This window comes from Alcanivorax sp. (assembly GCF_051117345.1).
Lineage (GTDB): Bacteria > Pseudomonadota > Gammaproteobacteria > Pseudomonadales > Alcanivoracaceae > Alcanivorax.
In genome coordinates, this window is sequence record NZ_JBNPEC010000151.1 from 1 (window position 1) to 25792 (window position 25792).

Here is a 25792-nt window from a genome sequence, read left to right on the forward strand (position 1 = left end):
GTGGCGTTGGCTGTGGGCTGCCAGGATTTCACAAAAGGAACAGCCGCGCCAACAGCACCGGCGGGACCAATAGCCGAGGTCAAGCCGTTCGAGAAGGTGCGGCCGCTGGTATTAACGCCGTCGTTGCTCATTCAGTTATTCTCCCCTTAGATCCCCCGCTCGGGAATAGTCCGAGACTCGAGGTACTACCTCGCGCTCCGGGCGGAGTAAGGCGGCGCAAATGGTAAAGAAAAAGCCCACACCTGACAACCGGTTATTCCCCGGCCAGAGTCGCTAAACGCCTGATTTGAACACAAAAAAGCCCAGCATTGCTGGGCTTTTTTGTGAACAGCTGTTGTAAAGCTTAACGCTTGGAGAACTGCGGACGACGACGTGCCTTGCGCAGACCCACTTTTTTACGCTCAACTTCACGCGCATCACGGGTTACGTAACCGGCACGACGCAGCTGACCACGCAGCTCACCATCGTACTCCATCAGCGCACGGGTGATACCGTGGCGGATGGCGCCAGCCTGACCGTTGTTGCCGCCACCGCTTACGGTAACCAGCACATCAAACTTGTCAGTCACTTCGATCAGTTCCAGCGGTTGACGAACGACCATCTGGTTGGTTTTACGACCGAAGTAAACATCCAGCGGGCGGCCATTAACAGAAATCTTGCCGCTACCCGGACGCAGAAAAACGCGAGCGGAAGAGGTCTTGCGGCGACCGGTTCCGTAGTTGGTTTCTACAGTTGCCATCAATTAACCCCTTAAATTTCCAGCTGCTGCGGCTGCTGAGCGGTGTGCGGATGCTCAGTACCGGCGTAAACTTTCAGTTTGCGGAACATGGCGCGACCCAGAGGGTTACGCGGCAGCATGCCCTTGACCGCCTTCTCAATGATCATTTCAGGCTTTTCAGCCTGCAGAGTGGAGAAGTTGGCTTGTTTCAGGCCACCCGGGTAACCGGTGTGACGGTAGTACATCTTGTCATTTGCCTTGTTACCGGTAACGGCCACTTTATCGGCATTGACTACGACGATGTAATCACCGGTATCGACGTGTGGAGTAAACTCCGGCTTGTGTTTACCGCGCAGACGGCTGGCGACTTCGGTCGCCAACCGACCCAGCGTTTTGCCGGAGGCGTCTACCACATACCAGTCGCGCTTTACGCTTTCCGGTTTTGCGCTGTAGGTCTTCATGGAATTCTGCCCTAAATTCAATATGTTACGGGTAGCAAACACCCGCCGGCGTCAGTTCCGCCGGGCAAGAGAGCGCGAATTCTACCCAAGCCCCCCACAGAACACAAGCGGTTCAGGGGCTTTTAGTTGTCATGACGTTTACTGCCTGCCTGCAGGTCAGTTCCCACCATTGTGCCGCAACAGGCAGCGTGATGAGATTGGCGCCTATTCTACCTGTGCCTACCGGCCCCTTTGCAAGGAGTACACCATGGAATACCGCCGTCTTGGACGCACTGACCTGAATATCAGCAGCCTGTGCCTGGGCACCATGACCTGGGGAAGCCAGAATACTGCCGATGAAGGCCATGCCCAGATGGATATGGCGCTGGATCACGGCATCAATTTTTTTGATACCGCCGAGATGTATGCGGTGCCGGCCAGCCCGGACACCTCATTCCGCACGGAAACCATCATTGGCGAGTGGTTCGCCCGCACCGGCAACCGCGACAAGGTGGTTCTGGCCACCAAGGCCGCCGGCCCCGGCGACTATGTAAAGCACATACGCGGCGGCCCGCGATTCGACCGACACAGCCTGCAGGGCGCCGTGGAAGGCAGCCTCAAGCGCCTGCAGACCGATGTGATCGACCTTTATCAGTTGCACTGGCCGGAACGCACTACCAACTACTTTGGCCGCCTGGGCTACAAGCACCGGGACGGCGAGGACGGCATCGCCATCAGCGACACCGTGGCCGCCCTCAAGGAACTGGTGGATTCAGGCAAGATCCGCCACTGGGGTCTTTCCAATGAGACTCCCTGGGGCACTATGACCTTTCTGCGCGAGGCCGAGAAGATAGGCCTGGCGTCGCCGGCCAGCATCCAGAACCCCTACTCCCTGCTCAACCGCAGCTTCGAAGTGGGCCTGGCAGAAATCACTCATCGAGAAACCATCAGCCTGCTGGCCTACTCGCCCCTGGCCTTCGGCATGCTGACCGGCAAATACCGCAATAACCAGTGGCCCAAAGGCGCCCGGCTAACAGAAGTGAAGCAATTCAGCCGCTACACCAATGAACAGGCCAGCGCCGCCACCGAAGCCTACTGCCAGCTGGCAGAGGAGCGCGGCGTGAGCCCGACCCAACTGGCATTGCAGTTCGTCACTACCCGCCCCTTTGTCGCCAGCAACATCATCGGCGCCACCAGCCTGTCCCAGCTGGAGGAGAACCTGAAAAGCGTGGATCTGCCCTGGGACCGGGACCTGGAAAAAGCCCTGGAGGCTATCCACACGCGCTTTCCTTATCCGGCGCCCTGATAACACCCCAAGCCCCAATACATCACCGCCTCGACTGTAGGAGTTCCTCTTGAGGGACGAACCGAGCGCAGCGAGGCGACCAAGGCTTCGACAATCCCTGTTCTTCCTGAAACCTGTCGAGTGCTGGCATCCCTGATCGCCCTACGGGCGATTTCCACGCTGGCGCGTGGTTCCACCGCCTAGAGAGGCATTATTCGCTTCGCTCACCCTTCAGGCCGCCTTCGGCGTTACTCCGCTTCGCTACGCTCCTACAGCGGCATCACAGTCCACTCCCGACTAAAGAATAACCGTTGACGATGCAGCTTCGGCCATGCCAATGTTAACGGCGTTAACTTGGATCAATGAGACACCATGGCACGCACGGCATACCACCACGGCGATCTTTACCAGCAGGCCCACGAGCAGGCGCTGGCCATTGTTCGTGAGCAGGGCGACAGCGCCATCAGCCTGCGCGCCCTGGCCAGGCAGATCGGCGTCAGCACGCCGGCGTTGTATCGCCACTATGCCGATCGGGAAAGCCTGCTGGCCGAACTGGCCATCAGCGGTTTCCAGGCCCTGCGTCAGCGTCTGCTGGCCGTAGACCAGCAAGACAGCCGCAGCGCCCTGATCGGCATCGGCCTGGCCTATGTGGCCTTCGCCCGGGAGGAGCCAAACCTGTACCGGCTCATGTTCGGCGGGCGGGTGTTGCCGCGCGGTGCCCACCCGCGGCTGGATCAGGCCGGGCTGGCCGCATTCCAGGTACTGGAAGACACCGTGGCCAACGGCCAGCAACGGGGTTACCTGAAAGCCGCGCCCCTGGCCCTGCTTACCGCCGCTGCCTGGTCCCTGGTGCACGGGCTGTCGCAACTGACCATCGACGGCCACCTGCCCGGCCCTGACACCGAACCGCAACTGGCAGCGGGCATCACCGCCTTACTGCTGGATGGCAGCATTGAACGTTCCAACAAGGAGCCCACCCCATGAGCAGCCCCACACCCAGCACCCTTCGCGTTGGCCGACGTTACCGGGCCAATCGCCTCAATGGCCCCTATGACGCCATCGTCATCGGCTCCGGTATCGGCGGCCTGACCACCGCCGCCTGCCTGAGCAAACTGGGCAAGAAGGTTGTCGTGCTGGAACAGCATTACACCGCCGGCGGTTTCACCCACAGCTATGACCGCAACGGCTACGAGTGGGATGTGGGCGTGCATTACATCGGCGACATGGGCGCCAAACACACCCTGGCGCGCCGCCTGTTCGATTACGTCACCGACGGCAAACTGCAATGGGCGGCCATGGACGATCACTACGACCGCCTGTTCATCGGCGATCGGCAGATCGATCTGGTCGCCGGGCCCAAGGCCTTTGCCAACGAACTGAAAACCGAATTTCCCGGCGAAGAGCAGGCCATCGACAGCTATCTGGATTATCTATCCCAGGTGACCAAGGCCATGCCGGGGGTGACGCTGGCCAAGATACTGCCAAACCTGCTGGCCCGCCCGTTCCGGCATCTGTTCCGCCGCAAGGCGCCCGCCTTTCTCAATCGCACCACCCGGGAAGTACTGGAAACCCTCACCGGCAACCAGGAATTGATCGCCGCCCTCACCGGCCAGTGGGGCGACAATGGCCTGGTACCCGATGACTCCAGCTTCATAATCCACGCCCTGATCGCCCGGCATTACCTCTACGGCGGCTACTACCCCGTGGGTGGCGCCTCGGAAATGGCCAAGACCATTATCCCGGTGATCCAGCAAGGCGGCGGCGAAGTGTTCACCTATGCAGACGTGAAGGAAATCCTGATCGAAAATGGCAAGGCGGTGGGCGTGCGCATGGCCGACGGCCAGGCTATCCACGCCCCAGCCGTGATCAGCAACGCCGGCGTCTTCAATACCTTCGGTACGCTGCTGCCGGATCACGCGCCCCACAAGGCGTTCTACCAGAACAAACTGGGGCAGGTGCAACGCTCCATGGCCAGCGTCTGCCTGTACATCGGCCTGCAGGATACGGCAGAGAACCTGGCGCTGCCGAAAACCAACTTCTGGATTTACCCGGGCGCGGATTACCGCGCTCAGGTTGAGAATTTTCTCGCCGCCCCGGACAGCCACGATATTCCCCTCACCTATATTTCCTTTCCCTCCGCCAAGGACCCCAGCTTCACGGAGCGCTACCCGGGCCGGGCCACCATCGAGATCGTGGCCCCGGGGCCATTCGAGTGGTATCAGGACTGGGCGGACCAACCCTGGGGCAAACGCGGGGGGGATTACGAGGCGAAGAAGGACGCCTATGCCCAGCGCCTGCTGGAAAAGCTCTATGAAAAAATGCCCCATCTGCGTGGCAAGGTGGATTACTACGAGCTGTCCACGCCGCTGTCCACGGACTATTTCTGCCGCTACAGCACCGGCGAAATCTACGGACTGGACCACACCCCACAACGGTTTGAACAGGACTGGCTGAAACCCAAGACCCGCCTCCCCGGCCTCTACCTGACCGGCCAGGACATCATGACCTGCGGCGTGGTCGGCGCCATGATCGGCGGCCTGCTCACCACCGTTGCCGTGAGCGGCCTGAAAGGCCTGCCGCTGGCCAAGAAAATGTTTGTGGGGTAATCCATGCACCTGCCCTTCTGGCTCAGTGTCACCCTGCTCGCACCGCTGCTGGTCTGGCAGGGAAAACAAACCCGTCGCACCACCCCGCGCCTGCCAGAGGCCGGCGGTGAGCCGCACGGCCAATACGGTGACGGCGAGCCAGCACTGCAACTGTTGGTGATTGGCGAATCCACCGCGGCCGGAGTAGGCGTGAAGCATCATCAAGATGGCCTCGCCAGCCAACTGGCTCGGCAGCTACAGCAACAAGGTCTGCACACCATTGGCTGGCACAGCCATGGCATTAACGGTATCCGCCTGCAGGCCCTGCTGGACAACCTGAAAACCATCGAACTGCCGGAGGCGGATACCATTCTGCTCAGCATGGGGGTGAATGACACCGCAGGCCTGACGCCCAGGCGATGTTACCGTCAACAGTTGCTGGCCCTGGGCGCCCAACTGCCAGGCCCTTTGTACCTGCTTAGCGTACCGCCCATGCACCGTTTTACTGCCCTGCCCTCGCCCCTGCGCCAATTACTGGGCTGGCGAGCCAGACAACTGGATGCCATCCAGCAGCAACTGGCCCGAGAGCGGCCCGATGACTTTATCTATCTGAGCTATCCGCCAATGAACGATCCGGCCCTGCTGGCCGAAGACGGTTACCACCCCGGCATCAAGGGGTATCAGGCCATGGCTACCGCGCTGGCACCGGCCCTGGCCGCAAGGCTGCTGACATGGAAGGAAACGTAGGGTGGATTACGCCTAGGCTAATCCACCCTACATTACCGGAAAGATTTGACCGCCCTTGCGGTCGCATAGCGAACATAAAAAAAGGCCCTGCGAGCAGGGCCTTTTTGTTGGAGCGTGGAAAGGGATCAGAAGCGGTAGCTGAGCTGCGCGCCAATCACATCCGCATCCAGTTCGTAGGTGCCTTTCAACTGAGCACCTTTGTCCGCTCGGTTGATATCCGCATCTTCCACAAAGATATGCGCATACCCAACGTCGATGGTCATATTTTCCACCGGGGTGAACCCGGCGCCCAGAGTCACCCAAACGCGGTCGGAATCCGGAGAGATGGCCGAGCGATTATCAGTGCCCTGAGTGGACTCTTCCTGCGCCACACCAGCACGCAGCACCGTAGTCTCATTCATGGCGTGACGAACGCCAAGGGAATAACGCACGGTGTTTTCCCAGTCGAAATTTTCGGTCGGGTTGAAAGCAAGCTGATCGCTCTCTACCACCAACTGATCCAGGCTGCTCCACTCCATCCATTCAACACCCATCAGGATCTGAGTGCGATCAGAGAGGTCACCCGCATAGGACAGTTGCAACGATGCAGGCAGATCAATAGAAGCCTCGCCTTCATAGGTTCCAGCCGCAACAACGGGTGCACCTGCCTGGAAATTGGTCAAGTTAGCACCGAGCTGACTGAAAGTGATATCGCCTTCCACGTCGTATTCAATTTTGGAGCGATATGCGACACCGAAGTGGTTATTGTCATCAGGGCTATATTTCAGCCCAAGATTCCAGCCATAGCTATCATCATCACCTTCAAGACGAGTCGCGGCGTTGCGAATATCCGCATCCAGTCGCTGGTAACTCAGACCCACCCCAACACTCAGGGAGTCTGTCAACTGGACACCAAGTGACGGATTAATATTATACGTTCGAAGATCTGATTCTGTTGAGTAAAGGTCCCCAGCAGTAATGGGACCAAGGGGCGTCAGATAACTATTACCCCAGTTTTTCTCGTACTCGATTTTGGTTCCAAAAGGAGCATTCACGCCCAAACCGAAAGTCATCATGTCACTGAGCGGGACAGCCAGGAAAAGACTACCAACAAAAGGCTCCACGTCTTCGAAATCCCCAGGGCCCACGCCTGACTGGGGAATTAAACCTGCAAAGCTGCCGTCATTATCAGCTTCAAACGTCGTATCGACCCACACCTGATGAACTGCAGCAGAAAGCTCAGCCTGTTTCAGCCCTGCCAGGGTGGCCGGGTTGTACCATTGGTTGGAGGCGTTCTCGCTCAACACACCGGCACCGGCATAAGCGGTACCCAGAGCGGACACGGATTGATAAGACACGGAAAAGCCACTTGCCGCCGCGTGCCCGGCAACCAGGCTCAATGCGGAACCGACAAGAACGGCACCTGTTTTTTTCATGATTTCTCTCCCTCTTCCTCGCAAAGTAGTGCTGTCATAATGATTAAAAGATCAGCAGTTCACTTATACACAAAAGGCCGCGATACACGCAAGGAATCCCGTTCACTCAGCCTTTTGCATTAGAAAAGAGAAAATAAAAAAGGGCAGCGAATGCTGCCCTTTTTATTTGCGATTATGCTGCCGGTTTCAGTCAGCCAGAACGGCCTTGGCAATAATCGTTTTCATGATTTCATTGGTGCCGCCATAAATCCGCTGAACGCGTGAATCCGCGAACATGCGCGCCACCGGGTATTCCCACATATAGCCGTAACCACCATGCAACTGCACGCACTCGTCGATCACTTCGCACTGCAGATCGGTGATGTAATATTTGGCCGCCGCAGCGGTGGGGATATCCAGTTCTTTTTTCAGGTGCAATTCCAGGCAGCGATCCACGTAGGCGCGGGCCACTTCCAGCTTGGTGTGCATCTCGGCAATCTTGAACTGGGTGTTCTGGAACGCGGCAACCGGCTTGCCAAACGCCTTGCGCTCTTTGACATAATCAATGGTGTGAGCCAGCGCGGATTCCGCCATGGCCAGACCGCCGATGGCAATCCCCAGACGCTCCTGCGGCAGTTCCTGCATCAGGTAGACAAAGCCCATGCCTTCTTCCCCCAGCAGATTCTCCGCCGGCACTTTCACGTCCTGGAAGAACAGCTCGGAGGTGTCCTGGGCCTTCATGCCCACTTTCTTCAGGTTGGTGCCCTTCTCAAAGCCTTCGGAGTCGGTTTCCACCACAAACAGGCTGATGCCCTTGGCCCCCTTGGACGGATCGGTCTTCGCCACGACGATGACGATATCCGCATTCTGACCATTGGTAATAAAGGTTTTGGAACCGTTGAGGATGTAGTGATCGCCCTCTTTCACGGCAGACGTCTTCACGCCCTGCAGATCAGAGCCGGCACCCGGTTCGGTCATGGCGATGGCACCAATCACTTCACCGGTCACCATTTTCGGCAGGTATTTCTGCTTCAGGGCTTCGGAGCCATTGTGCTCGATATACGGGGCCACGATTTCCGTATGCAGGCCCCAACCGATACCGGTCAGGCCAAGGCGGGACACTTCCTCACCGATCACCACGCTGTAGAGAAAGTCGGCACCGATACCGCCGTACTCTTCTTCGACCATGGGGCACAGGAAACCCTGTTCACCGGCTTTCAGCCAGACGTCTTTCGGCACAACACCGGTCTGCTCCCATTCTTCATGATGGGGCACCGCCTCGTTTTCGAGGAACTTGCGCACGGTATCGCGGAAGGTTTCATGGTCGGAACTGAACAGCGTACGGGGAATCATCATGCTCTCCGGTATCAGGTTATCAGGGATGGCCCCGATACCGGGCTCGGCCGGGGCAAAGAATGCCCCCATTCTGTTCATTTACCCTGCCACCGGGCAATGACCGAAATGTTCACCGCCAGACAGGGATGACAATTCCGGCCAATGACGAAAACAGTCTCAGGCCCGGTGCTCGAGGCCCAGATATTCGGAGGACTGCATTTCCTGAAGGCGGGAGCGGGTGCGCTCAAATTCGAAATCCAGACGGCCACCGGCATAGATGTCTTCGATGGGCACTTCTGCGGTAATCACCAGTTTCACAGCCCGGTCGTAGAACTCATCCACCAGATTGATAAAACGCCGTGCCATATCATCCTTGCCGGCCCCCATCTGCTCCACATTGGAGACCAGTACGGTATGAAACTCCCGCGCCACTTCAATGTAATCAGTCTGGCTGCGCGGCCCATCACACAGAGCCTTGAAGTCAAACCACACCACATCATCAGCACACATGACCGAGGGGATCTTGCGACCCTCGACCAGCACATTGCCGTGGTCACGGTGGCGGGAGTGGTCTGGCTCCAGGGTATGAAACCGTTCGCGGAGAAACCCATCCGCAGCCTTGCCCAGCGGACAATGATACAACTCGGCCTGCTCCAGTAGCCGCAGACGGTAGTCATTGCCGCCGTCCACGTTGAGCACCTTGGTGTATTCCTTGAGCAGATCAATGGCCGGCAGGAAGCGCGCCCGTTGCAGGCCATCCTTGTAGAGGCCATCGGGCTCGATGTTGGACGTCGCCACCAGGGTCACGCCATTGGCAAACAACTCGCCCATCAGCCCGGCCAGGATCATGGCATCGGTAATGTCAGTGACGAAGAACTCATCAAAGCACAGCACCCGGGCCTGACTGGCAAATTTTCGGGCAATGCTCACTAGCGGATTCTTTTCCCCCTGGCGCTCACGCATTTCCCGATGCACCTTCTGCATGAAACGGTGAAAGTGCATGCGGCGCTTTTCCTTGAACGGCAACGCCTGGAAGAACACATCCATCAGGTAGGTCTTGCCGCGGCCGACGCCACCCCACATGTACAGCCCTGTGAGGGTACGGGGCTTGCGGAAACGTGACAGAAAGCCCCCACCGACTGGCTCTGCCAGCAACCGGTGATAGAGCTCATCCAGTTCTGCCACCGCCCGTTCCTGGGCGGGGTCCTGGAAGAAATCTTCGCGCTGAAGGTCGGCTTTATACTGCTCAAGAGGCGTCATGGGTCTCGGGGCCTGCTGCTCGGACGGGGCAATGTAGCGTCGCCAAAGAGGACTGACAAGGCTGTCAGCCGGGCAAATGGCTGGCGGCGGCTTGTTTCAGCTCCACCAGCTTGCCATGGAAGAAGTGCCCGCAATCCGGGAAACGGATCAAATCCGGCGCCAGTGGCGTCGCTTCTGCCCAGCGAAACACCTGCTCCGCCGGAACCACTTCATCATCATCCCCCTGGACCACCGTCACCGGGCAGCCGGTCTGCTCGATATCGTCAAAGGGGTAATGGTGTACCGGCGGCGCCACCAGCAGCAGTTCCCGGGCAGGCATGCCATTGGCCTTGAGAATTTCCGCCCCGCGGGCGGCCACAAAACTGCCGAAGGAAAAACCGGCAAGCCACAAGGGCAGCTCCGGCCAGGTATGGGTCAGCCAGCTGTGTATCGCCAGAAGGTCTTCGGTTTCACCGATACCGTCGCTATAGGCCCCCTGGCTTTCACCGACGCCACGGAAGTTGAAACGCACCACCACTGCGCCCTGATCCCGGGCCAGGCGACTCAGACTGGTCACCACCTTGTTGTCCATGGTGCCACCAAACAGGGGATGCGGGTGGCAGACAATGGCGACAAATGAGGGCGTGTCACTACCCTGTTCCACCACGGCCTCAAGATTACCCGCCGGCCCGGAGAGACTTTGTCGTTGTACGGCCATTCCCCACCTCCGTCGCTTTTTCCTTCAACGTTCCTGCTGCCCACTAAACGCCTGCTACAGGGAACAAAACCTTGCGTCAGCGCAAGAACATAAAGAGTATCAACAGTCTCTTACACCTTATACCCTTGGCGGCTGCACGGCACTGTGCTGCAATAGCCGGAGTTTTGTCGTCAGTGATCGGCGACACTTTACAGGAGTATGCCATGGATATGCTGACAACTGGGGTGCTGTGCTTCGCCGCCGGCGTGGTAGTGGGCGCAGGATTACTGTTCTGGTTGTTACCGGCACGGCGTCAGGCCGGCCAGTTGATCCGTGATCGCGACGAGGCCCGCCAGGCCCTCAACCATTATCGTGATCAGGTTGACGACCATTTCCTGCACACCGCAGAGCTGGTCAACGATATGACGCAGGCCTATCGTTCTGTTCACGAACACCTTTCCAAAGGCGCTCAGGTACTGTGCTCCGAAGTAGGCCGCAAACGGGCGGTGGCAAAATCCCTGGATTCCGCCCCACAAAAAGGCAGCGATGAACCGGTGGCTCCGCCGCTGGACTATGCCCCCAGCGCCAAAGGCGGCACCCTCGCCGAGGATTTCGGCCTGCAACAGAAAGCCACCGGGCCTTTCACACCGGTGGATGTGGCAGACAGCCCGGCACCTGACAACATCGTGGAGCCGCCACGTGACTATGCAGAAGGCTGTGACGAACAGGGTTGCCCGCCGGAAGAAAAGAAATGAGAGCAAACTGATGCGCAACGGCTTCATGCAGCACGCCGAGCGCACTTTGCCGCGTCACCCTGCTCCGGTTTTGCGCTTGTCGCTGAATCAAAAAAGCCCGCGCAAGCGGGCTTTTTTGATTAGCTGGCCGGGATGTCACCGAGCTCCAGATTACCCCGCAGGGAATCGACCATCACAGGTTTCGATGGCGATCCTGGCCAAGTACTCGTGAGAGCAGTGCATGAGGTTATTCAGCAGCTCCTCACTATGAACTACTGAAACGTGTCCGCCACCCGCATGGGTACCGGCTCATCTTCCATCACTATCTCCGCCGGCAGTTGGCCAGCCGGGTCACCATCCGCCTGAATCGGCTCATCGGCGCCTTCGCAGCGAATCTCCACCCGCTGGGCGCGCAGGCTGGCAACGCCGTCCACCCGCTCCATACGCCCCAGCAACAGCGCAGCCAGGCAACGCAGCAAAAAGCTGACGCCCGGCTTCTGGAACAATAGCACCTGTACCTGAGGGCGCAGGATGTTGGCTTCCCGGCTGAGTACAAAGCTGCCACCGTAATGGCGACCATTGGTGACAATGGCGGAGAAACAGTCCAGCGGACGACCATCCACCATGACCCGGTAATGACGCTGACCGTAACGGTGAATCTGCGCCAGCATGGACTGCACATAGGCCAGCTTGCCGAAGCGCTCCTTCACTGCCAGATTCACCCCGTTCACCACCCAGGCGTCATAGCCGATGCCACACATCATGATAAAGCGCCGGCCGTTGAGCCGGGCTGGCGTCACCGGCACATTCTTGCCATTGACGACGATCTGAGCCGCCAGCTCCGGCGTTCTGGGCAACTGCAGCTCTTTTGCCAGCACATTGGCAGTGCCAGTGGCAAAGACGCCCAGGGCCACACCGGAAGCCAGACCATTGAGCACTTCGTTGGTGGTGCCGTCGCCGCCCACCGCCACCACACAGTCACCCTGCTCTTCCAGGCCCTGCAAGTACTCGGTGGCATCCCCCGGTCCACGGGTGTGGTAAAGGCGCACCCGGGCGTCCAGTTTTTCCAGTTCAGCCACAAAACGGCAAAGCAGCTTCTCCCGACCACCACCGGCGGTCGGGTTATACACAACAGTAATCTTCATGGGATCAGGGTGTTCCTCGTACTGCTAGCAGGCTATTGAAAGCCCCTTGTGTGCTCAGTCTTTCAGGCCGGATTATCGATATCGATAAAGATATGTTCCACACCGAACTGCTCATTGAGCCATTGCCCCAGGGCCTGGACCCCGTAGCGCTCGGTGGCATGATGACCACAGGCGAAATAATGCATGCCGGTTTCCCGGGCAAAGTGGGTGGTGGGTTCGGAAATCTCGCCACTCAGATAGGCGTCCACGCCTCGGGTCTGGGCCTTGTCGATAAAGCCCTGGGCACCGCCGGTACACCAACCGATCGTTTCTATTTCATCGCCTGGGTCCCCCACATGCAGCGGGGTACGACCCAGCACCGCTTCCGCGTGGGCGGCGAATTCCGCCGCTGACATGGGGCTGTCCAGCCGCCCCACATTGCCGATGGGGCGTGGCGAATCGTCCAGCCCGCCTTCCACACTGAAACCCAGGCGCCGGGCGAGCTGGGCGTTATTGCCCAGGGTCGGGTGCGCATCCAAGGGAAGATGATAGGCAAACAGGTTGATATCGTGACGCAACAGCGTCTGCAGGCGCTGCTTTTTCATGCCTCGCACCCGCTGATTCTCGCCCTTCCAGAAGTAGCCATGGTGGACCAGAATGGCATCCGCATCTTCCACGATCGCTGCATCTATCAAGGCCTGGCAGGCGGTAACCCCGCTGACCACCCGCCGGATCTGCTCGCGGCCTTCCACCTGCAATCCATTGGGACAGTAATCCTGAAAGTGATCCGCAGCCAGCTCCTGGTCGAGCAAGGTCAGCATGTAATCGCGCTTGAGCATGACACCTACCGGGCAATGATCTGATAATATTGCGCGCAGTTTACCTATCCAGACCCGCGCTTGTCTCGTTCGCACCCCCTCGTCGGCTGCGCAAGGCAATAGCACGGGCCAAAGCAAGCGCATGGGGGCATTGTCGGTGATCAGAGCCTTTCGTTTTTTTGCCGGACCAATCCTGGCGGGCCTGGCCGTGGGCCTGGCCGTGCTGTGGTGGTACGAGTGGGGCCCCAGTGCCCGGCCCGGTCGCTACGACAGCGGCACCGCCAGCTATGCCGGCGCGGTCAATCACGCCGCCCCGGCGGTGGTCAATATCTTCACTACCCAGATTCTCACCAGTGAGGATGTGCCTGAAGACCCCCTGTTCAACCGCTTTATGGAAGAACCCCGCCGGGAACGGGCCCTGAACAGCCTGGGCTCCGGGGTGATCGTGGACGACGAGGGCTACATTCTCACCAGTTATCACGTGATCCGAGATGCGGACGAAATCCTGGTGGCCCTGCGCGATGGTCGCGACGCACCGGCACGGGTGGTGGGGACTGACCCGGAAACCGATCTCGCCCTGCTCCATGTGGCGCTGGAGGACCTGCCGGAAGTGGAACTCAACGGCAACGGCCCAGTGCAGGTGGGTGATGTGGTGCTGGCCATCGGCAACCCGCTGGGCGTGGGCCAGACCGTGTCCATGGGCATCGTCAGCGCCACCGGGCGCAGCCATCTGGGCATTGCCACCTTCGAGAATTTCATCCAGACCGACGCAGCCATCAACCGGGGCAACTCCGGCGGCGCGCTGATCGATACCCGAGGGCATCTGATCGGCATCAACACCGCCATTCTCTCTGCGGATGGCAGCTGGCAGGGCATCGGCTTCGCCACCCCGGCCTCCATTGCCCGGGAAGTGATGCGTGATCTGATCGATCATGGCCGGGTGATTCGCGGTTACCTGGGCGTCACCGTGCAGGATATTACCCCATCCCTGGCCGAGACCTTCGGCATGGACCAGGTGCGCGGCGGCGTGATCACCGAAGTGGTCATCGACAGCCCCGCCCACAAGGGCGGCCTGCAGCCCGGCGATGTGCTGGTGGGCATCAACGACACCGCCATGGCCGACGGCTACGAAGCCATGAACCGCATCGCCGGCATGAAGCCGGAGGAGCAGGTCAGCCTGAACATCGTCCGCAATCGCCAACCCATGACCGTGGATGTGGTCATTGGTACCCGGCCGCCGGCGGAAACAGAATGAGTCAGTTAACAGTGAATAGTTAATAGTGAACAGTGCGCGTGAGCGCTTATCTGTCTCTGAAACGCAAGAGGCCGCGCCCATAGCCTGGGCGCGGCCTCTTGCGTTTCAAGTCAACCCAGCGGGTTGTCGCGCCGCTGTTAACTATTCACTGTTAACTGTTAACTGCCTTAAAGCCCTTCCACCCCACTCAAGCTCTCCCCTGCCGGATAGCGAATCTCAAAGCCCTGCTTGAAGCTTTCCTCCCCGCCGGCGGGCAGGGTGAATTGCCAGCGTTGCAGGCCCTTCACATCGTCCACATTATTGGCATCGGCTGCCTTGCCCTTGGCGGTAACGGTAATGTCGTCGTTGCCGGCCACCGGCAGGCGATCCAGCAGGTTTACCGTGATCGGCTTGTCGTAGTGGGAGGTGAGGGTAATGTTCTTCAGGGCCGACAAGGTGCTTTCCTTGCTGATCAGCCCGGTCTCGCCTTCCCGGGAAGGCTCGCGGACCACATCAATCTGCAGGCGCGGGTCATCGCCGAAGCTCATTTTTACCTGCTCGCCCTGCTTGATGCTCTCATGGCGGTGATAACGGGTCAGACGCTGGCCATCACGCAGCAGCGTGACGCTGCCAGCAAGCCAGGGCAGCGCGCTGATGTTTTTCCATTCCCCCACCAGCAACACAGCAGGCTGTTGCCAGAGGTAGCTTTCCCGGCTGAGCGTCACCGGCAGCTCGGCCTGCTGATAGGGAACCCGGGCACTGGCGTCGCCACTGGCCAGGGAAAGCGGCGCCGAGAGCGGCACACGCATATCGAAACCATGGGCAACCGGGCGCGCCACGGGCATCGCACTGTCGCTCTCTGCCATGTCAGCCTGGTAAGCCGCAGGCTCTGCCATCACCGCTCGCAATGATTGCTTGCGCATTTCCGGCTGTGGCGTTGCCAGGCGTACGATCCAGGGCTGCGGGTCCGGCAAGTGGCGGTAGCCGGCCGGCACCAGCCCCAGGGTGGCGCGGACATTCTGCCAATCCTCACCGGTGCGGTTCTGGATCTGGGCGATCCCGGTCACCGCCACGGTTTCATTGCTGCTGTCCAAATCCACCCGCAGCTGATTCTGCCAACCGGCCTGGCGGGTAAAATACTGCAGTTTCACTTTCGCTGAGGAGGCGTTGCCCGCGCTGACGGCCAGCACCAGTTCACGGCTACGGGTCTGCCCCTGGCCCAGTTGCTGGCGCTCCTGACGCAAGGCATCCAGTTTCTGCTGCTGGTCATGGCGAACCACCGCCCGCTGATTGATGGTCGCCTGGCGTTTCTCCACCGCCTTGCCGATAGATTCCCAGGCGCTGGCCCACTTTTCTACCGGCACCTGCGCAAACACGGCCTGCCCCTGGGGAGCTTGCCCCATCAGCGATTGCAGATGGTGGATCTGTTGCTGGTCCAACGCATCCGCCGCCTTGGCGGCGGCCATGGTCTGCTCCAGTTCACGGATAGCCGCGTCCAGTTCAGCCCGGCGTGTCGACACATCAGCCTCGGTAATGGCAAAGCCCTGCCGCACCCCGCTCAACACCGCGCCTTCCACTGCCACCTGCAGGCTATCCAGGTCCAGCTCCGGCAAGCCACTGATGACAAGCTGGTGCTCGCCGGGCGGCAAGGACTGGCTGAGAGTGCGAGTAAGATGAGCCTGAGAGGGAAACAGCACCGCCTCGCTCACCGGCGCGGTGACGTTGAAATCAGCGGCCAAAAGAGGCGTCGGCAGTAAAGTGCAGGCAAGCAGTAAGAATCGTTTCATTATTCGGGTCCTTTCCGTTGGACGATACCTGTTAGTACCGCAGGTATGGGGAAAGGTTCAAGCGGGGAGGCTTGTGGCGCTGACGGGCGTGATCTTTCTGTGCAGCAAAAGATTATTTACCACAGAGAACACAGGGGTAACTGAGAAAAAGACAGACCCCGGGCGGGCCGCGTAGGGTGCACTGAGCCTAAGGCGAGCTGCACCCTACGTTACGAAGCGCCGCTCTCTATGCCCTGCGGATAGGCGGCGGGAATCAGAGCAGCGTGTCCAGCGCGTCGATCAACGCCTGGTTCTGTTCTGCCGTGCCAACGGTAATACGCAGGTAGTCTGCAATGCGCTCGGGTTTGCCAAAGTGGCGCACGATGATGCCCTGCTCACGCAGACCCTGGGCCAGGGAAGCACCACGGTGTTGCGGGTGGTAAGTGAAGAGAAAGTTGGCCGCTGACGGCAGGCTTGCAAAGCCCCGCTGGGAAAGCTGTTCGTTGAGCCAGTCACGCTGACGGATTACCTGATCACAGCCCTTTTCGAACCACTGCTGATCTTCAAAGGCGGCCACACCAGCGGCAATGGCCAAGCGATCCAGCGGATAGGAATTGAAGCTGTCCTTGATACGGTTGAGACCATCGATCAACGCCTCATCGCCCACCGCCAGGCCAATGCGCAAACCGGCCAAGGAGCGGGACTTGGACAGGGTCTGGGTGACCAGCAGATTCGGGTAGCGATTGACCAGGCTGATGGCCGTGTCGCCCCCGAAATCAATATAAGCCTCATCAATCACAACCAATGACTCGGTATTGGCTTGCAGCAGACGCTCAATCTCACTCAGTGGTAACAACCTGCCGGTGGGGGCGTTGGGATTAGGGAAAATAATCCCGCCGTTGGGACGCGGCTTTTCTCCATCAAGATAGTCACCGACATCAATGGCCAGCTCGGCATTGAGCGGCACCGCCTGATAGTCGATCTGATAAAGCCCGCAGTACACTTTATAAAAGCTGTAGGTGATATCCGGAAAAAGGAGCGGTTCATCCTGTTTGAAAAAGCCCATGAACAGATGCGCCAGCACTTCATCGGAACCGTTGCCGACAAATACCTGGGAGCGTTTGATGTCATGGCCTTTGCCGGAATAGTAATCGGCAATGGCCTGCTTGAGCTGGCTGCTATCCGGGTCCGGATAGAGGCGCAGACTGTCGCCAGCCTCGGCACGAATCGCTTCGATCACCTTCGGTGAGGGGCCCAGCGGATGCTCATTGGTATTCAGTTTCACCAGCTTGTCCATCTTCGGCTGCTCGCCGGGGACATAGGGCTCCAAGTGGTGAACGAAGTCGCTCCAGTATTTGCTCATAGACCTTCAGCCAAAAGATTTTTTTACCACAGAGGGCACAGAGGACACGGAGTAAAAAACAGTATCTTGTCTGGCGGTGAGGAGCGCCTGTGGTCAGCGCACTTGCAGCGGCCGCCCGGTACCAAGATAGAACATTCTGGTCTTTTTCTCAGTGAGCTCTGTGCCCTCTGTGGTGAACAATTATTCCTTGATCCGATACTCGGCACTGCGCGCGTGGGCAGTGAGGCTTTCGCCGCGGGCCAGGGGTGAGGCGATTTTCGCCAGTTCGCTGGCGCCCTCCGGGGAACAGCCGATCAGCGAGCTACGTTTCTGGAAATCATAGACCCCCAGGGGTGAAGAAAACCGTGCCGTAGCACTGGTGGGCAACACGTGGTTGGGCCCCGCGCAGTAATCACCCAAAGCTTCCGGCGTATGACGACCCAGGAAGATGGCGCCGGCATGACGAATCTGTTTTGCCCACTGTTCAGCGTCGTCGATGGACAACTCCAGGTGCTCGGAAGCGATAGTATTGGCCAGGTCGATGGCCTGCTCCAGATCCTGCACCTGAATCATGGCCCCGCGGTTTTTCATGGACGTGCGGATGATGGTTTCCCGCTCCAGGGTCACCGCCAGTTTTTCCATGGACTCGGCCACCTGCTGCAGGAAGTCGCCATCGGGGCTGACCAGAATCGCCTGGGCTTCCTCGTCGTGCTCTGCCTGGGAAAACAGGTCCATGGCGATCCAGTCCGGGTCGGTCTTGCCGTCGCATACCACCAGAATTTCCGACGGGCCGGCGATCATGTCGATGCCTACCTTGCCGAACACCTGTCGCTTGGCTTCCGCCACATAGATGTTACCGGGGCCCACTATCTTGTCCACGGCGGGGACGGTGTCGGAGCCATAGGCCAGTGCCGCCACCGCCTGGGCTCCACCGAGCGTGAACAACTTGTCCACCCCGGCAATGGCCGCCGCCGCCAGCACCATGTCATTGATTTCGCCGTCCGGGGCCGGCGACACCATGATGATTTCGCCGACGCCAGCCACTTTGGCCGGCAGGGCATTCATCAGCACCGAGCTGGGGTAGGCAGCCTTGCCGCCGGGCACGTAGATACCGGCCCGATCCAGCGGCGTTACCTGCTGACCCAGCAAGGTGCCGTCGGCTTCGCGGTACTGCCAGGAATCCTGCTTCTGCTTTTCGTGGTAGCGACGCACCCGTTCGGCGGCCGCCTCCAGCGCCTGGCGCTGTTCGGCGGGAATACGCTCCAGCGCCGCTTGCAGTTGCTCATGCCCCACCACCAGCTCATCCATGCCGGCCACATCACGGCGATCAAAGCGGTTGGTGTATTCCACCAGTGCCGCATCGCCGCGTTTGGCCACATCACGAAGAATGCCGCGCACCCGGTCCGCTACTTCCTCGTCCCGCTCTTCGGACCAGGCAGTAAGCGCAGCCAGCTTGGCATCGAAATCCGCGTCTTGGGCGTTAAGCCAGGTGGTTTCCATGGTTGGCACCGTTGTCAGAGTCACAATCTGTTTTTACCACAGAGGGCACAGAGTTCAGTGAAAGAAAGGCGGGTCTTTTTCTATCACAGAGATCAACAACGCCTGTCGCTCAACGCCCACCACAGGTGGGCTTTTTATGATGCGCGCACTGTGACCTCAGTGGTGAAAGGCGTTTAACCCGCCTTGCGGGCGTCCACCGCTTCAGCCAGCTGATCCAGGATGCCCTGAATGTCCCCGTGGCGGGTTTTCATGCTGGCGCGGTTGACGATCACCCGGGTGGGAATATGGGCGATCAGTTCGGTGGGCTCCAGACCGTTGGCGCGCAGGGTGTTGCCGGTATCCACGATGTCCACGATGCGGTCGGCCAGGCCCACCAGCGGAGCCAGCTCCATGGCACCGTAAAGCTTGATCACTTCTGCCTGTTTACCCTGCTGGGCATAGTAGGCCTTGGCCACGTTGACGAATTTGGTAGCCACGCGCAGGCGGCTGCCCACGTCCGGGGCATCCTTCACCGCCGCTACCATCAATTTGCAACGAGCGATATCCAGGTCAAGGGGCTCGAACACGCCGTCGGCGCCATGCTCCATCAGCACATCCTTGCCGGCCACACCGATATCCGCCGCGCCGTGCTGCACATAGGGCGGCACGTCGGTGGCGCGAATAATGATGATTTTCACATCATCGCGGGTGGTATCGAAGATCAGCTTGCGTGACGCTTCCGGATCTTCCAGCAGTTCAATGCCCGCCGCTTTCAGCAGCGGCAGGGTTTCCTTGAGGATGCGCCCCTTGGACAGGGCGATGGTCAACGGCTTGGTCATTACGCTCTCGTTCAGCGCGGGACGCGGCGAATCACCGCACCCAGCGATTGCAGTTTCTCTTCGATACACTCATAGCCGCGATCGATGTGATAGATCCGGTCTACCGTGGTTTCCCCTTGCGCCGCCAGCGCCGCGATCACCAGGGAGGCAGAGGCGCGCAGGTCGGTGGCCATCACCGGTGCACCGGTGAGCTGCTCCACACCGCGACAAATAGCGGTATTGCCCTGCACTTCGATATCTGAGCCCATGCGGTTCATTTCCTGCACATGCATGAAGCGGTTTTCAAAGACCGTTTCCACAATGGTACCGGTGCCCTCGGCGATCAGATTCAGGGCCATGAACTGGGCCTGCATGTCCGTGGGCATGGCCGGGTACGGCGCGGTCCGCAGCGAGATAGCTTTGGGCCGACGGCCTTCCATGTCCAGCTCGATCCAGTCTTCACCGGTGGTAATTTTGGCACCGGCTTCTTCCAGTTTCTGCAGCACCGCATCGAGAATGCCGGGCACGGTGTCCTTGGTCTTGATACGGCCACCGGTGATGGCAGCGGCGATCAGGTAGGTGCCGGTTTCGATACGGTCAGCGATCACTTCATGATGACCGCCGTGAAGACGCTCCACCCCTTCAATAGTGATGGTGTCGGTACCGGCGCCGCTGACCTTGCCACCCATGGTGTTGATGAAGTCGGCCAGATCCACGACTTCCGGTTCCCGGGCAGCGTTTTCCAGGTACGTGGTGCCTTCCGCCAACGCCGCCGCCATCATCAGGTTTTCGGTACCGGTGACGGTGACCGTATCCATGACAATGCGGGCACCCTTGAGCCGGCCCTCAACGGAAGCGTGCACATACCCGTTGGCCACTTCGATGGTGGCGCCCATGGCTTCCAGGCCACGCAGGTGAATATCCACCGGCCGTGAGCCAATGGCACAGCCACCGGGCAGGGACACCGACGCCCTGCCGAAATGGGCCACCATGGGGCCCAGCACCAGGATAGACGCACGCATGGTCTTCACCAGCTCGTAGGGAGCGGTGAGTTCCTTGATGGTGGTAGCGTTCACTTCCACGTTCATGCGGTCGTCGATCACCACGTGGACGCCCATGCGACCCAGCAGCTCGATCAGGGTGGTGACATCCTGCAGATGCGGCAGGTTGCCCACGGTGACCGGCTCGTCGGCCAGCAAGGTGGCGGCCAGGATCGGCAGTGCTGCGTTCTTGGCGCCGGAAATACGGATTTCGCCGTCCAGACGCCGACCGCCGGTGATGATCAATTTATCCATGAACTGTCTCTAGGCTTGTCAGAAGGCCGGGCGCAATGCCTCAGCCGATACCCATTTTCTGGGCTTTTTCCCACTCGGCCGGGGTATAGGTAATGATCTGCACCGCGTGGATGGTATTGCTCTGGATCTGCTCGTTGATGGTCGCGTACACCAGTTGCTGCTTCTTCACCGGCATCAGGCCGTCAAAGGCGGTGGATATGACGCGAATCTGGAACCGGTCGCCGCCGCCTTCCACCGCCACGTCGGCATCATCAAAACCGGCTTCGACCAGCGCTTTTACCTCTTCCGGATTCATGTTCGCTCCTCATCGGGGCCGACAGCGGCCCGAACAGCGAGGAGCGGGACAGACCCGCTCCTCGGTAAAAACGGCAATAATACGCGAGCCGGCGCCCCCTTGCCACGGCGGCGGCGGCCGAACAATCAGCTCTTCTGGTCTTCACCCTCGATGCCGGCGTCGATCTTGGCGTCCGCGGACCAGTTATCGATCACCTTGTCGATATCGTTGTACTGCTGCATACCCTGGGCGAACTGGCTCTGAAAGGTATCGCGCAAATCCAGGCCGTTGACGTAGACATTGATCACCCGCCACTGATCATCACGCAGGAACAGGGTGTAATAGATCGGTACGGTCTTGCCGGAGTTGGTTTTCACCTCCATGCGCACCCGTGCATAGTCGCCCTTACGGTCCCCTTCCTGCATGGGCAGGGTGGTAATTTTCTGACCTTCATAAAGGGTGATGCCGGAGGCATAGGTGTTGATCAAGCTGTTCTTGAACACATCCAGAAACCGGTACTTCTGCTCCTTGCTGGACGGCCCGAAGTAATCGCCCATCACCATACGGGTGATGCGCTTGAAATCCACCAGATCGCCCAATTCCTCGCGCACCAGTTCCTTGGCCCGATCCGGATTCGTTTCCAGTTGCTCCCGCTCCGCTTCGATGCGGGATGTCATACGTTCCACCGCTTCCATCACCACTTGCCGCGGATCATTTTCCGCCGCCGCCAAAGAGGCCATGGCGGTAAGCACCATCGCCAGCCAGATCCGGATAACACGCTGCAAATGCATAGAAAACTCCCTGTTAATGTCCGGCGGTTTTACGGTTTTATACCGCTGCTGTCCAGTAACACATTGAACCGCATCTGCTTTATTGGAGTCCCAAGGTGTCACAACGGTTCCAAATGAAACAGAATTCGGGTCAACGCGGCCCGCCCAGCAATGTATAATCGGCCCCGACCAGAGGAGAGATGAATGAGTCACAACCACATCGGCGTGGGCCGACGGGTGCTGGACATTGAAGCCAGAGCCGTGGATGCCCTGAAAGACAGCCTGGATGACAGCTTCTCCGCCGCCTGCGACCTGATGCTTGGCGCCCGTGGGCGTGTGATTGTCACCGGCATGGGCAAAAGTGGCCATGTGGGCAGCAAACTGGCCGCCACCCTGGCCAGCACCGGCACCCCGGCTTTCTTTGTTCACCCGGGTGAGGCCTCCCACGGCGACCTGGGCATGATCACCACCGATGATGTGGTGCTGGCCCTGTCCAATTCCGGGGAAACCGCCGAAGTACTGGCCATTCTGCCGGTAATCAAACGCAAGGGCACCGCCCTGATCGGCATGACCGGTCGGCCGCAATCCGCCCTGGCACAACTCTCCGATGTACACCTGACCGTGGCAGTCAGCGAAGAGGCCTGCCCGCACAATCTGGCGCCCACCTCCTCCACCACCGCCGCACTGGCCATGGGCGATGCCCTGGCCATCGCGCTGCTGGAAGCGCGCGGTTTCACCCCTGAAGATTTCGCCATGAGTCACCCCGGCGGCAGCCTGGGCCGACGCCTGCTGCTCAAGGTGGACGACATCATGCATGCTGGTGAGCGCCTGCCGGTGGTTGCCTCGGGCACCCCTCTCAGCGAAGCCCTGCTGGAAATGACCCGCAAAGGGCTGGGCATGACGGCCATCACCCGGGGCGATGGCACCCTGGCCGGCATCTTTACGGATGGCGATCTGCGCCGCATGCTGGATCGGGATATCGACATTCGCCAGGCCACCATCGACGACGTCATGGTGGCTCAGCCGATCACCATCGAACCCGGCCACCTGGCCGCCGAGGCCCTGCAGATCATGGAAACCCGCAAAATCAACGGCCTGATGGTCTGCGACAAGGACCACAAGCCCCTGGGGGCCTTCAACATGCAGGACCTGCTGCGCGCGGGGGTGGTGTAAATGCCTCTGCAGCTTTCCTCCATCGATGCGCAAAACCTGCGCCTGATGGCCTTCGACGTGGACGGGGTAATGACCGATGGACGCATCTACTTCAGCCCCGAAGGCGAAGCCATCAAGGTCTTTAACACCCTGGACGGCCACGGCCTGAAGAAACTGGCCGCCAGCGGCGTCACCCTGGCCATCATCACTGGTCGCAACACGCCCATGGTGGCCAAGCGCGCCGCCGATCTTGGCATCGCCCATGTGATCCAGGGGCGCGAAGACAAGGGCGTGGCATTGGCGGATCTGGCAAAACAGCTGGGTATCGCCGCCAGCGAAACCGGCTATGCCGGCGATGACGAACCGGATGTGAGCGCCCTCGAGTGGGCCCAACTCAGCTTTGCTCCGGCCAATGCCCACGATTGCGCCAAGAATGCCGCAGACCACATTACCGAGCGACGCGGCGGCGAAGGCGCGGTGCGCGAAATCTGCGACGCCATCCTGGCGCAACGGAGCCCGGCATGAAGCGCCAGGGCCTGCTCAGCGCCACCGGCATCCTGATGCTGGGGCTGGTTATGCTGATGACCCTGCACGAGTGGGATGACACCCTGCCAGGCCAGGAGGATGCCATCCTCACCGCGCCAGCTATTGTCGCCAAGAACATTACTGCACGGGCATTTAGTGAAGAGGATGGCCGTCTTCAGTATTATCTCACCGCCAAGACACTGACCCAGTACGACCACAACCCGCTCACGGAAATGCAGCAACCCGAGCTGGAAATGGCCAACGACAAAGGCAGCTGGACCATCGTCAGCAAGCAGGGCGTGGTGCAGGAAAATGGCGATTTGATCGTCTTCTCCGGCGACGTGAAAGCCCGCAACCAGCAACAGAAGATCACCCTGGACACCCAGGAGCTGCGCTTTCTCAGCGACACCAGCATCGCCAGCTCTCCCGGGGATGTTGACATAGAATTCGAATCCGGCAGAACCCGCGCGGGTGCGCTGGAGGCCGATCTCGACAAGGGTATCCTGACCCTTGAAAAAGGAGTAAAGAGTGAGTTTGACGCGCCGGCTTCTTAGAACCTGCACCATCGCCCTGGCAGTCGCCCTGCCGGTGAGCGCAGTGGCCGCCCCGCCGCAAATGCCGGTGTCCGTCACCGCTGATTCCGGACGCTTCGAACAGGACGCCGGCAGCGGGCTGTATCGTGGCAATGTGGAACTGATACAGGGCAAGCGGAAACTGTTTGCCGATGAAATGCGCCTGTTTACCCGCAATGGCGAACTGACTCGTGTGGAAGCGTCCGGGGCCCCGGTACGCATGGAAGAAGGCAAGGACCTGCAGGCCCATGCCAATAACCTGGTCTACGACATTCGCCAACGCACCCTGGTACTCACCGGCGACGCTTACATTGAACACCTGGGCAACACCTTCGAAGGCGCCAAGGTGGAATACAGCCTGGATTCCAAGCGGGTAGACGCCAGCAGCGAAGGCGACAAGCGGGTGCGACTGGTAATCCCTGCCGAGAACCAGACCCCCAAGGAAAACACTCCCGCAGACAACAATACAAACGACGAGGCGCCCGTAGAGCCCTCCCCCGAGGCGGAGCCAAACACCCCATGAGCCATTTACGTGCCCACCACCTGGCAAAAAGCTACAAGGGTCGCCGGGTCATCGAAGATGTCTCCCTGGACGTGGAAGCCGGCCAGATTGTCGGCCTGCTCGGCCCCAATGGCGCCGGCAAGACCACCTGTTTCTACATGATTGTAGGACTGGTGGAGGCGGACGCCGGGCGGATCGATATCAACGAGGCGGATATCACCCACCTGCCCATGCATGGCCGCGCCCAGCGCGGCATCGGCTACCTGCCCCAGGAAGCCAGCATCTTCCGCCGCCTGACCGTGGAAGAAAACATCATGGCGATCCTGGAAACCCGCAAGGAGCTCAGCAAGGCGGAGCGCCACGAGCGCATGGAGAACCTGCTCAAGGAATTCCATATCACCCACATCCGTGACTCCCTGGGCATGAGCCTGTCCGGCGGTGAGCGGCGGCGGGCAGAAATCGCCCGCGGCCTGGCCACCGACCCGGATTTCATTCTGCTGGATGAACCCTTCGCCGGAGTGGACCCGATTTCCGTGAACGACATCAAGGGCATCATCCGCCATCTGAAAGAACGCGGCATCGGCGTACTGATCACCGACCACAACGTGCGCGAAACCCTGGATATCTGTGACACCGCCTACATCGTCAGCGCCGGCCACATCATCGCCTCCGGCGATGCCGACACTATCCTCGGCAACCAGCAGGTGCGGGATGTGTATCTGGGGGCGGATTTCAGGCTGTAAAAAGCAGTGAACAGTTAATAGTGAACAGTTAACAGCTCGCGATCAGGGCACGCCCTGTTATAGCGCAAGCCGCCGCGCCCATAGCTTGTACGCGGCGTAAAGGCCTGAAGAACAGAAAACCGTCCCCGCGCTCTGTTAACTATTAACTTTTCACTGTTAACTCCCCCTCCTCCTAGCACACTACCACCATTGGCACAAATATTG

General features: G+C 59.7%; 26 protein-coding genes and 1 pseudogene. 11 read left to right on the forward strand and 16 right to left on the reverse strand.

Annotated elements, in window-relative coordinates; genetic code table 11:
• The 3 genes and pseudogenes from ACFE0K_RS09785 to rplM all read right to left on the reverse strand — a co-directional run.
• Positions 1 to 131, reverse strand: a pseudogene (locus ACFE0K_RS09785) (ubiquinol-cytochrome c reductase iron-sulfur subunit); the annotation flags it as partial.
• A gap of 212 nt (positions 132 to 343) precedes the next feature.
• Entirely contained in the window at positions 344 to 739 is a 396-nt protein-coding gene (gene rpsI, locus ACFE0K_RS09790; RefSeq protein WP_035248049.1) for a 30S ribosomal protein S9, read from the reverse strand.
• Positions 740 to 750: 11 nt separating this feature from the next.
• Positions 751 to 1179 carry a 50S ribosomal protein L13 gene (gene rplM, locus ACFE0K_RS09795; RefSeq protein ID WP_297767167.1) on the reverse strand — a complete coding sequence of 143 codons (429 nt, stop codon included), beginning with the start codon at positions 1177 to 1179 and terminating at the stop codon, positions 751 to 753.
• 247 nt (positions 1180 to 1426) lie between these two features.
• Between rplM and ACFE0K_RS09800 the strand changes: the two genes are divergently transcribed.
• The 4 genes from ACFE0K_RS09800 (at position 1427) to ACFE0K_RS09815 (ending at position 5775) form a co-directional block, all read left to right on the forward strand.
• The gene (locus ACFE0K_RS09800; RefSeq protein WP_434535887.1) at positions 1427 to 2464 is read left to right on the forward strand and encodes an aldo/keto reductase; all 1038 of its coding nucleotides are present in this window, start codon (positions 1427 to 1429) and stop codon (positions 2462 to 2464) included.
• Between the two features lie 351 nt (positions 2465 to 2815).
• On the forward strand, positions 2816 to 3427 hold the full coding sequence (locus tag ACFE0K_RS09805; protein ID WP_434535888.1) for a TetR/AcrR family transcriptional regulator: 612 nt from the start codon (positions 2816 to 2818) through the stop codon (positions 3425 to 3427).
• Complete coding sequence (locus tag ACFE0K_RS09810; RefSeq protein WP_434535889.1) at positions 3424 to 5049, forward strand: phytoene desaturase family protein; 1626 nt, start codon at positions 3424 to 3426, stop codon at positions 5047 to 5049. The genes ACFE0K_RS09805 and ACFE0K_RS09810 overlap by 4 nt, the downstream gene beginning before the upstream one ends.
• Positions 5050 to 5052: 3 nt before the next feature.
• A complete protein-coding gene (locus tag ACFE0K_RS09815; RefSeq protein ID WP_434535890.1) occupies positions 5053 to 5775 on the forward strand; it encodes an SGNH/GDSL hydrolase family protein in 723 nt (240 codons plus the stop codon).
• 125 nt (positions 5776 to 5900) lie between these two features.
• Here the strand turns inward: ACFE0K_RS09815 and ACFE0K_RS09820 are convergent, their stop codons facing one another.
• The 4 genes from ACFE0K_RS09820 to ACFE0K_RS09835 all read right to left on the reverse strand — a co-directional run bounded on the left by ACFE0K_RS09820 (position 5901) and on the right by ACFE0K_RS09835 (position 10461).
• Positions 5901 to 7190, reverse strand: coding sequence for an OmpP1/FadL family transporter (locus tag ACFE0K_RS09820; protein WP_434535891.1), 1290 nt, complete (start codon positions 7188 to 7190; stop codon positions 5901 to 5903).
• Positions 7191 to 7376: 186 nt separating this feature from the next.
• Positions 7377 to 8522 carry an acyl-CoA dehydrogenase family protein gene (locus ACFE0K_RS09825; RefSeq protein ID WP_434535909.1) on the reverse strand — a complete coding sequence of 382 codons (1146 nt, stop codon included), beginning with the start codon at positions 8520 to 8522 and terminating at the stop codon, positions 7377 to 7379.
• A 159-nt stretch (positions 8523 to 8681) separates the two neighbouring features.
• Positions 8682 to 9764 (reverse strand): cell division protein ZapE, encoded by a 1083-nt coding sequence (zapE, locus tag ACFE0K_RS09830; RefSeq protein WP_434535892.1) that lies wholly within the window; start codon positions 9762 to 9764, stop codon positions 8682 to 8684.
• Positions 9765 to 9828: 64 nt separating this feature from the next.
• Entirely contained in the window at positions 9829 to 10461 is a 633-nt protein-coding gene (locus tag ACFE0K_RS09835) for an alpha/beta hydrolase (protein ID WP_434535893.1), read from the reverse strand.
• A gap of 203 nt (positions 10462 to 10664) precedes the next feature.
• Here ACFE0K_RS09835 and ACFE0K_RS09840 point away from each other — a divergent pair, with 203 nt between their 5' ends.
• Positions 10665 to 11195 carry a YhcB family protein gene (locus tag ACFE0K_RS09840; RefSeq protein ID WP_434535894.1) on the forward strand — a complete coding sequence of 177 codons (531 nt, stop codon included), beginning with the start codon at positions 10665 to 10667 and terminating at the stop codon, positions 11193 to 11195.
• Between the two features lie 251 nt (positions 11196 to 11446).
• Here the strand turns inward: ACFE0K_RS09840 and ACFE0K_RS09845 are convergent, their stop codons facing one another.
• A complete protein-coding gene (locus ACFE0K_RS09845; RefSeq protein ID WP_434535895.1) occupies positions 11447 to 12319 on the reverse strand; it encodes a diacylglycerol/lipid kinase family protein in 873 nt (290 codons plus the stop codon).
• A gap of 62 nt (positions 12320 to 12381) precedes the next feature.
• The gene (locus tag ACFE0K_RS09850) at positions 12382 to 13137 is read right to left on the reverse strand and encodes a Nif3-like dinuclear metal center hexameric protein (protein ID WP_434535896.1); all 756 of its coding nucleotides are present in this window, start codon (positions 13135 to 13137) and stop codon (positions 12382 to 12384) included.
• Between the two features lie 121 nt (positions 13138 to 13258).
• Here ACFE0K_RS09850 and ACFE0K_RS09855 point away from each other — a divergent pair, with 121 nt between their 5' ends.
• Positions 13259 to 14371 carry a S1C family serine protease gene (locus tag ACFE0K_RS09855; protein ID WP_434535897.1) on the forward strand — a complete coding sequence of 371 codons (1113 nt, stop codon included), beginning with the start codon at positions 13259 to 13261 and terminating at the stop codon, positions 14369 to 14371.
• A gap of 167 nt (positions 14372 to 14538) precedes the next feature.
• Here the strand turns inward: ACFE0K_RS09855 and ACFE0K_RS09860 are convergent, their stop codons facing one another.
• The 7 genes from ACFE0K_RS09860 to ACFE0K_RS09890 form a co-directional block, all read right to left on the reverse strand.
• Entirely contained in the window at positions 14539 to 16137 is a 1599-nt protein-coding gene (locus ACFE0K_RS09860; RefSeq protein WP_434535898.1) for a DUF4139 domain-containing protein, read from the reverse strand.
• 253 nt (positions 16138 to 16390) lie between these two features.
• Positions 16391 to 17479, reverse strand: coding sequence for a histidinol-phosphate transaminase (gene hisC / locus ACFE0K_RS09865; protein WP_434535899.1), 1089 nt, complete (start codon positions 17477 to 17479; stop codon positions 16391 to 16393).
• Positions 17480 to 17659: 180 nt separating this feature from the next.
• Entirely contained in the window at positions 17660 to 18958 is a 1299-nt protein-coding gene (hisD, locus tag ACFE0K_RS09870; RefSeq protein ID WP_434535900.1) for a histidinol dehydrogenase, read from the reverse strand.
• Positions 18959 to 19131: 173 nt separating this feature from the next.
• Positions 19132 to 19776, reverse strand: coding sequence for an ATP phosphoribosyltransferase (hisG, locus tag ACFE0K_RS09875; protein ID WP_434535901.1), 645 nt, complete (start codon positions 19774 to 19776; stop codon positions 19132 to 19134).
• An 11-nt stretch (positions 19777 to 19787) separates the two neighbouring features.
• A complete protein-coding gene (murA, locus tag ACFE0K_RS09880; protein ID WP_434535902.1) occupies positions 19788 to 21050 on the reverse strand; it encodes a UDP-N-acetylglucosamine 1-carboxyvinyltransferase in 1263 nt (420 codons plus the stop codon).
• A gap of 40 nt (positions 21051 to 21090) precedes the next feature.
• The gene (locus ACFE0K_RS09885) at positions 21091 to 21345 is read right to left on the reverse strand and encodes a BolA family protein (RefSeq protein ID WP_035248083.1); all 255 of its coding nucleotides are present in this window, start codon (positions 21343 to 21345) and stop codon (positions 21091 to 21093) included.
• Positions 21346 to 21470: 125 nt separating this feature from the next.
• On the reverse strand, positions 21471 to 22115 hold the full coding sequence (locus ACFE0K_RS09890; protein ID WP_434535903.1) for an MlaC/ttg2D family ABC transporter substrate-binding protein: 645 nt from the start codon (positions 22113 to 22115) through the stop codon (positions 21471 to 21473).
• Positions 22116 to 22298: 183 nt separating this feature from the next.
• Between ACFE0K_RS09890 and ACFE0K_RS09895 the strand changes: the two genes are divergently transcribed.
• From ACFE0K_RS09895 to lptB, 5 genes are read left to right on the forward strand one after another with little or no spacing between them, the layout of a single operon-like run.
• On the forward strand, positions 22299 to 23267 hold the full coding sequence (locus ACFE0K_RS09895; protein ID WP_434535904.1) for a KpsF/GutQ family sugar-phosphate isomerase: 969 nt from the start codon (positions 22299 to 22301) through the stop codon (positions 23265 to 23267).
• Positions 23268 to 23771: a KdsC family phosphatase gene (locus ACFE0K_RS09900; RefSeq protein ID WP_434535905.1), complete on the forward strand. Its 504-nt coding sequence runs from the start codon at positions 23268 to 23270 to the stop codon at positions 23769 to 23771.
• Positions 23768 to 24325: an LPS export ABC transporter periplasmic protein LptC gene (lptC, locus tag ACFE0K_RS09905; protein WP_434535906.1), complete on the forward strand. Its 558-nt coding sequence runs from the start codon at positions 23768 to 23770 to the stop codon at positions 24323 to 24325. The genes ACFE0K_RS09900 and lptC overlap by 4 nt, the downstream gene beginning before the upstream one ends.
• The gene (gene lptA / locus ACFE0K_RS09910; RefSeq protein WP_434535907.1) at positions 24300 to 24866 is read left to right on the forward strand and encodes a lipopolysaccharide transport periplasmic protein LptA; all 567 of its coding nucleotides are present in this window, start codon (positions 24300 to 24302) and stop codon (positions 24864 to 24866) included. The genes lptC and lptA overlap by 26 nt, the downstream gene beginning before the upstream one ends.
• Positions 24863 to 25588, forward strand: a complete 726-nt coding sequence (lptB, locus tag ACFE0K_RS09915; RefSeq protein ID WP_434535908.1) for an LPS export ABC transporter ATP-binding protein — start codon at positions 24863 to 24865, stop codon at positions 25586 to 25588. Before lptA ends, lptB begins: the two co-directional genes overlap by 4 nt.
• The last annotated feature ends 204 nt before the right edge of the window (positions 25589 to 25792 follow it).

Coding starts and splice junctions, on each gene's coding strand:
- rpsI (WP_035248049.1), bottom strand. CDS start 739: ATGGCAACTGTAGAAACCAACTACGGAACCGGTCGCCGCAAGACCTCT.
- rplM (WP_297767167.1), bottom strand. CDS start 1,179: ATGAAGACCTACAGCGCAAAACCGGAAAGCGTAAAGCGCGACTGGTAT.
- ACFE0K_RS09800 (WP_434535887.1), top strand. CDS start 1,427: ATGGAATACCGCCGTCTTGGACGCACTGACCTGAATATCAGCAGCCTG.
- ACFE0K_RS09805 (WP_434535888.1), top strand. CDS start 2,816: ATGGCACGCACGGCATACCACCACGGCGATCTTTACCAGCAGGCCCAC.
- ACFE0K_RS09810 (WP_434535889.1), top strand. CDS start 3,424: ATGAGCAGCCCCACACCCAGCACCCTTCGCGTTGGCCGACGTTACCGG.
- ACFE0K_RS09815 (WP_434535890.1), top strand. CDS start 5,053: ATGCACCTGCCCTTCTGGCTCAGTGTCACCCTGCTCGCACCGCTGCTG.
- ACFE0K_RS09820 (WP_434535891.1), bottom strand. CDS start 7,190: ATGAAAAAAACAGGTGCCGTTCTTGTCGGTTCCGCATTGAGCCTGGTT.
- ACFE0K_RS09825 (WP_434535909.1), bottom strand. CDS start 8,522: ATGATTCCCCGTACGCTGTTCAGTTCCGACCATGAAACCTTCCGCGAT.
- zapE (WP_434535892.1), bottom strand. CDS start 9,764: ATGACGCCTCTTGAGCAGTATAAAGCCGACCTTCAGCGCGAAGATTTC.
- ACFE0K_RS09835 (WP_434535893.1), bottom strand. CDS start 10,461: ATGGCCGTACAACGACAAAGTCTCTCCGGGCCGGCGGGTAATCTTGAG.
- ACFE0K_RS09840 (WP_434535894.1), top strand. CDS start 10,665: ATGGATATGCTGACAACTGGGGTGCTGTGCTTCGCCGCCGGCGTGGTA.
- ACFE0K_RS09845 (WP_434535895.1), bottom strand. CDS start 12,319: ATGAAGATTACTGTTGTGTATAACCCGACCGCCGGTGGTGGTCGGGAG.
- ACFE0K_RS09850 (WP_434535896.1), bottom strand. CDS start 13,137: ATGCTCAAGCGCGATTACATGCTGACCTTGCTCGACCAGGAGCTGGCT.
- ACFE0K_RS09855 (WP_434535897.1), top strand. CDS start 13,259: ATGGGGGCATTGTCGGTGATCAGAGCCTTTCGTTTTTTTGCCGGACCA.
- ACFE0K_RS09860 (WP_434535898.1), bottom strand. CDS start 16,137: ATGAAACGATTCTTACTGCTTGCCTGCACTTTACTGCCGACGCCTCTT.
- hisC (WP_434535899.1), bottom strand. CDS start 17,479: ATGAGCAAATACTGGAGCGACTTCGTTCACCACTTGGAGCCCTATGTC.
- hisD (WP_434535900.1), bottom strand. CDS start 18,958: ATGGAAACCACCTGGCTTAACGCCCAAGACGCGGATTTCGATGCCAAG.
- hisG (WP_434535901.1), bottom strand. CDS start 19,776: ATGACCAAGCCGTTGACCATCGCCCTGTCCAAGGGGCGCATCCTCAAG.
- murA (WP_434535902.1), bottom strand. CDS start 21,050: ATGGATAAATTGATCATCACCGGCGGTCGGCGTCTGGACGGCGAAATC.
- ACFE0K_RS09885 (WP_035248083.1), bottom strand. CDS start 21,345: ATGAATCCGGAAGAGGTAAAAGCGCTGGTCGAAGCCGGTTTTGATGAT.
- ACFE0K_RS09890 (WP_434535903.1), bottom strand. CDS start 22,115: ATGCATTTGCAGCGTGTTATCCGGATCTGGCTGGCGATGGTGCTTACC.
- ACFE0K_RS09895 (WP_434535904.1), top strand. CDS start 22,299: ATGAGTCACAACCACATCGGCGTGGGCCGACGGGTGCTGGACATTGAA.
- ACFE0K_RS09900 (WP_434535905.1), top strand. CDS start 23,268: ATGCCTCTGCAGCTTTCCTCCATCGATGCGCAAAACCTGCGCCTGATG.
- lptC (WP_434535906.1), top strand. CDS start 23,768: ATGAAGCGCCAGGGCCTGCTCAGCGCCACCGGCATCCTGATGCTGGGG.
- lptB (WP_434535908.1), top strand. CDS start 24,863: ATGAGCCATTTACGTGCCCACCACCTGGCAAAAAGCTACAAGGGTCGC.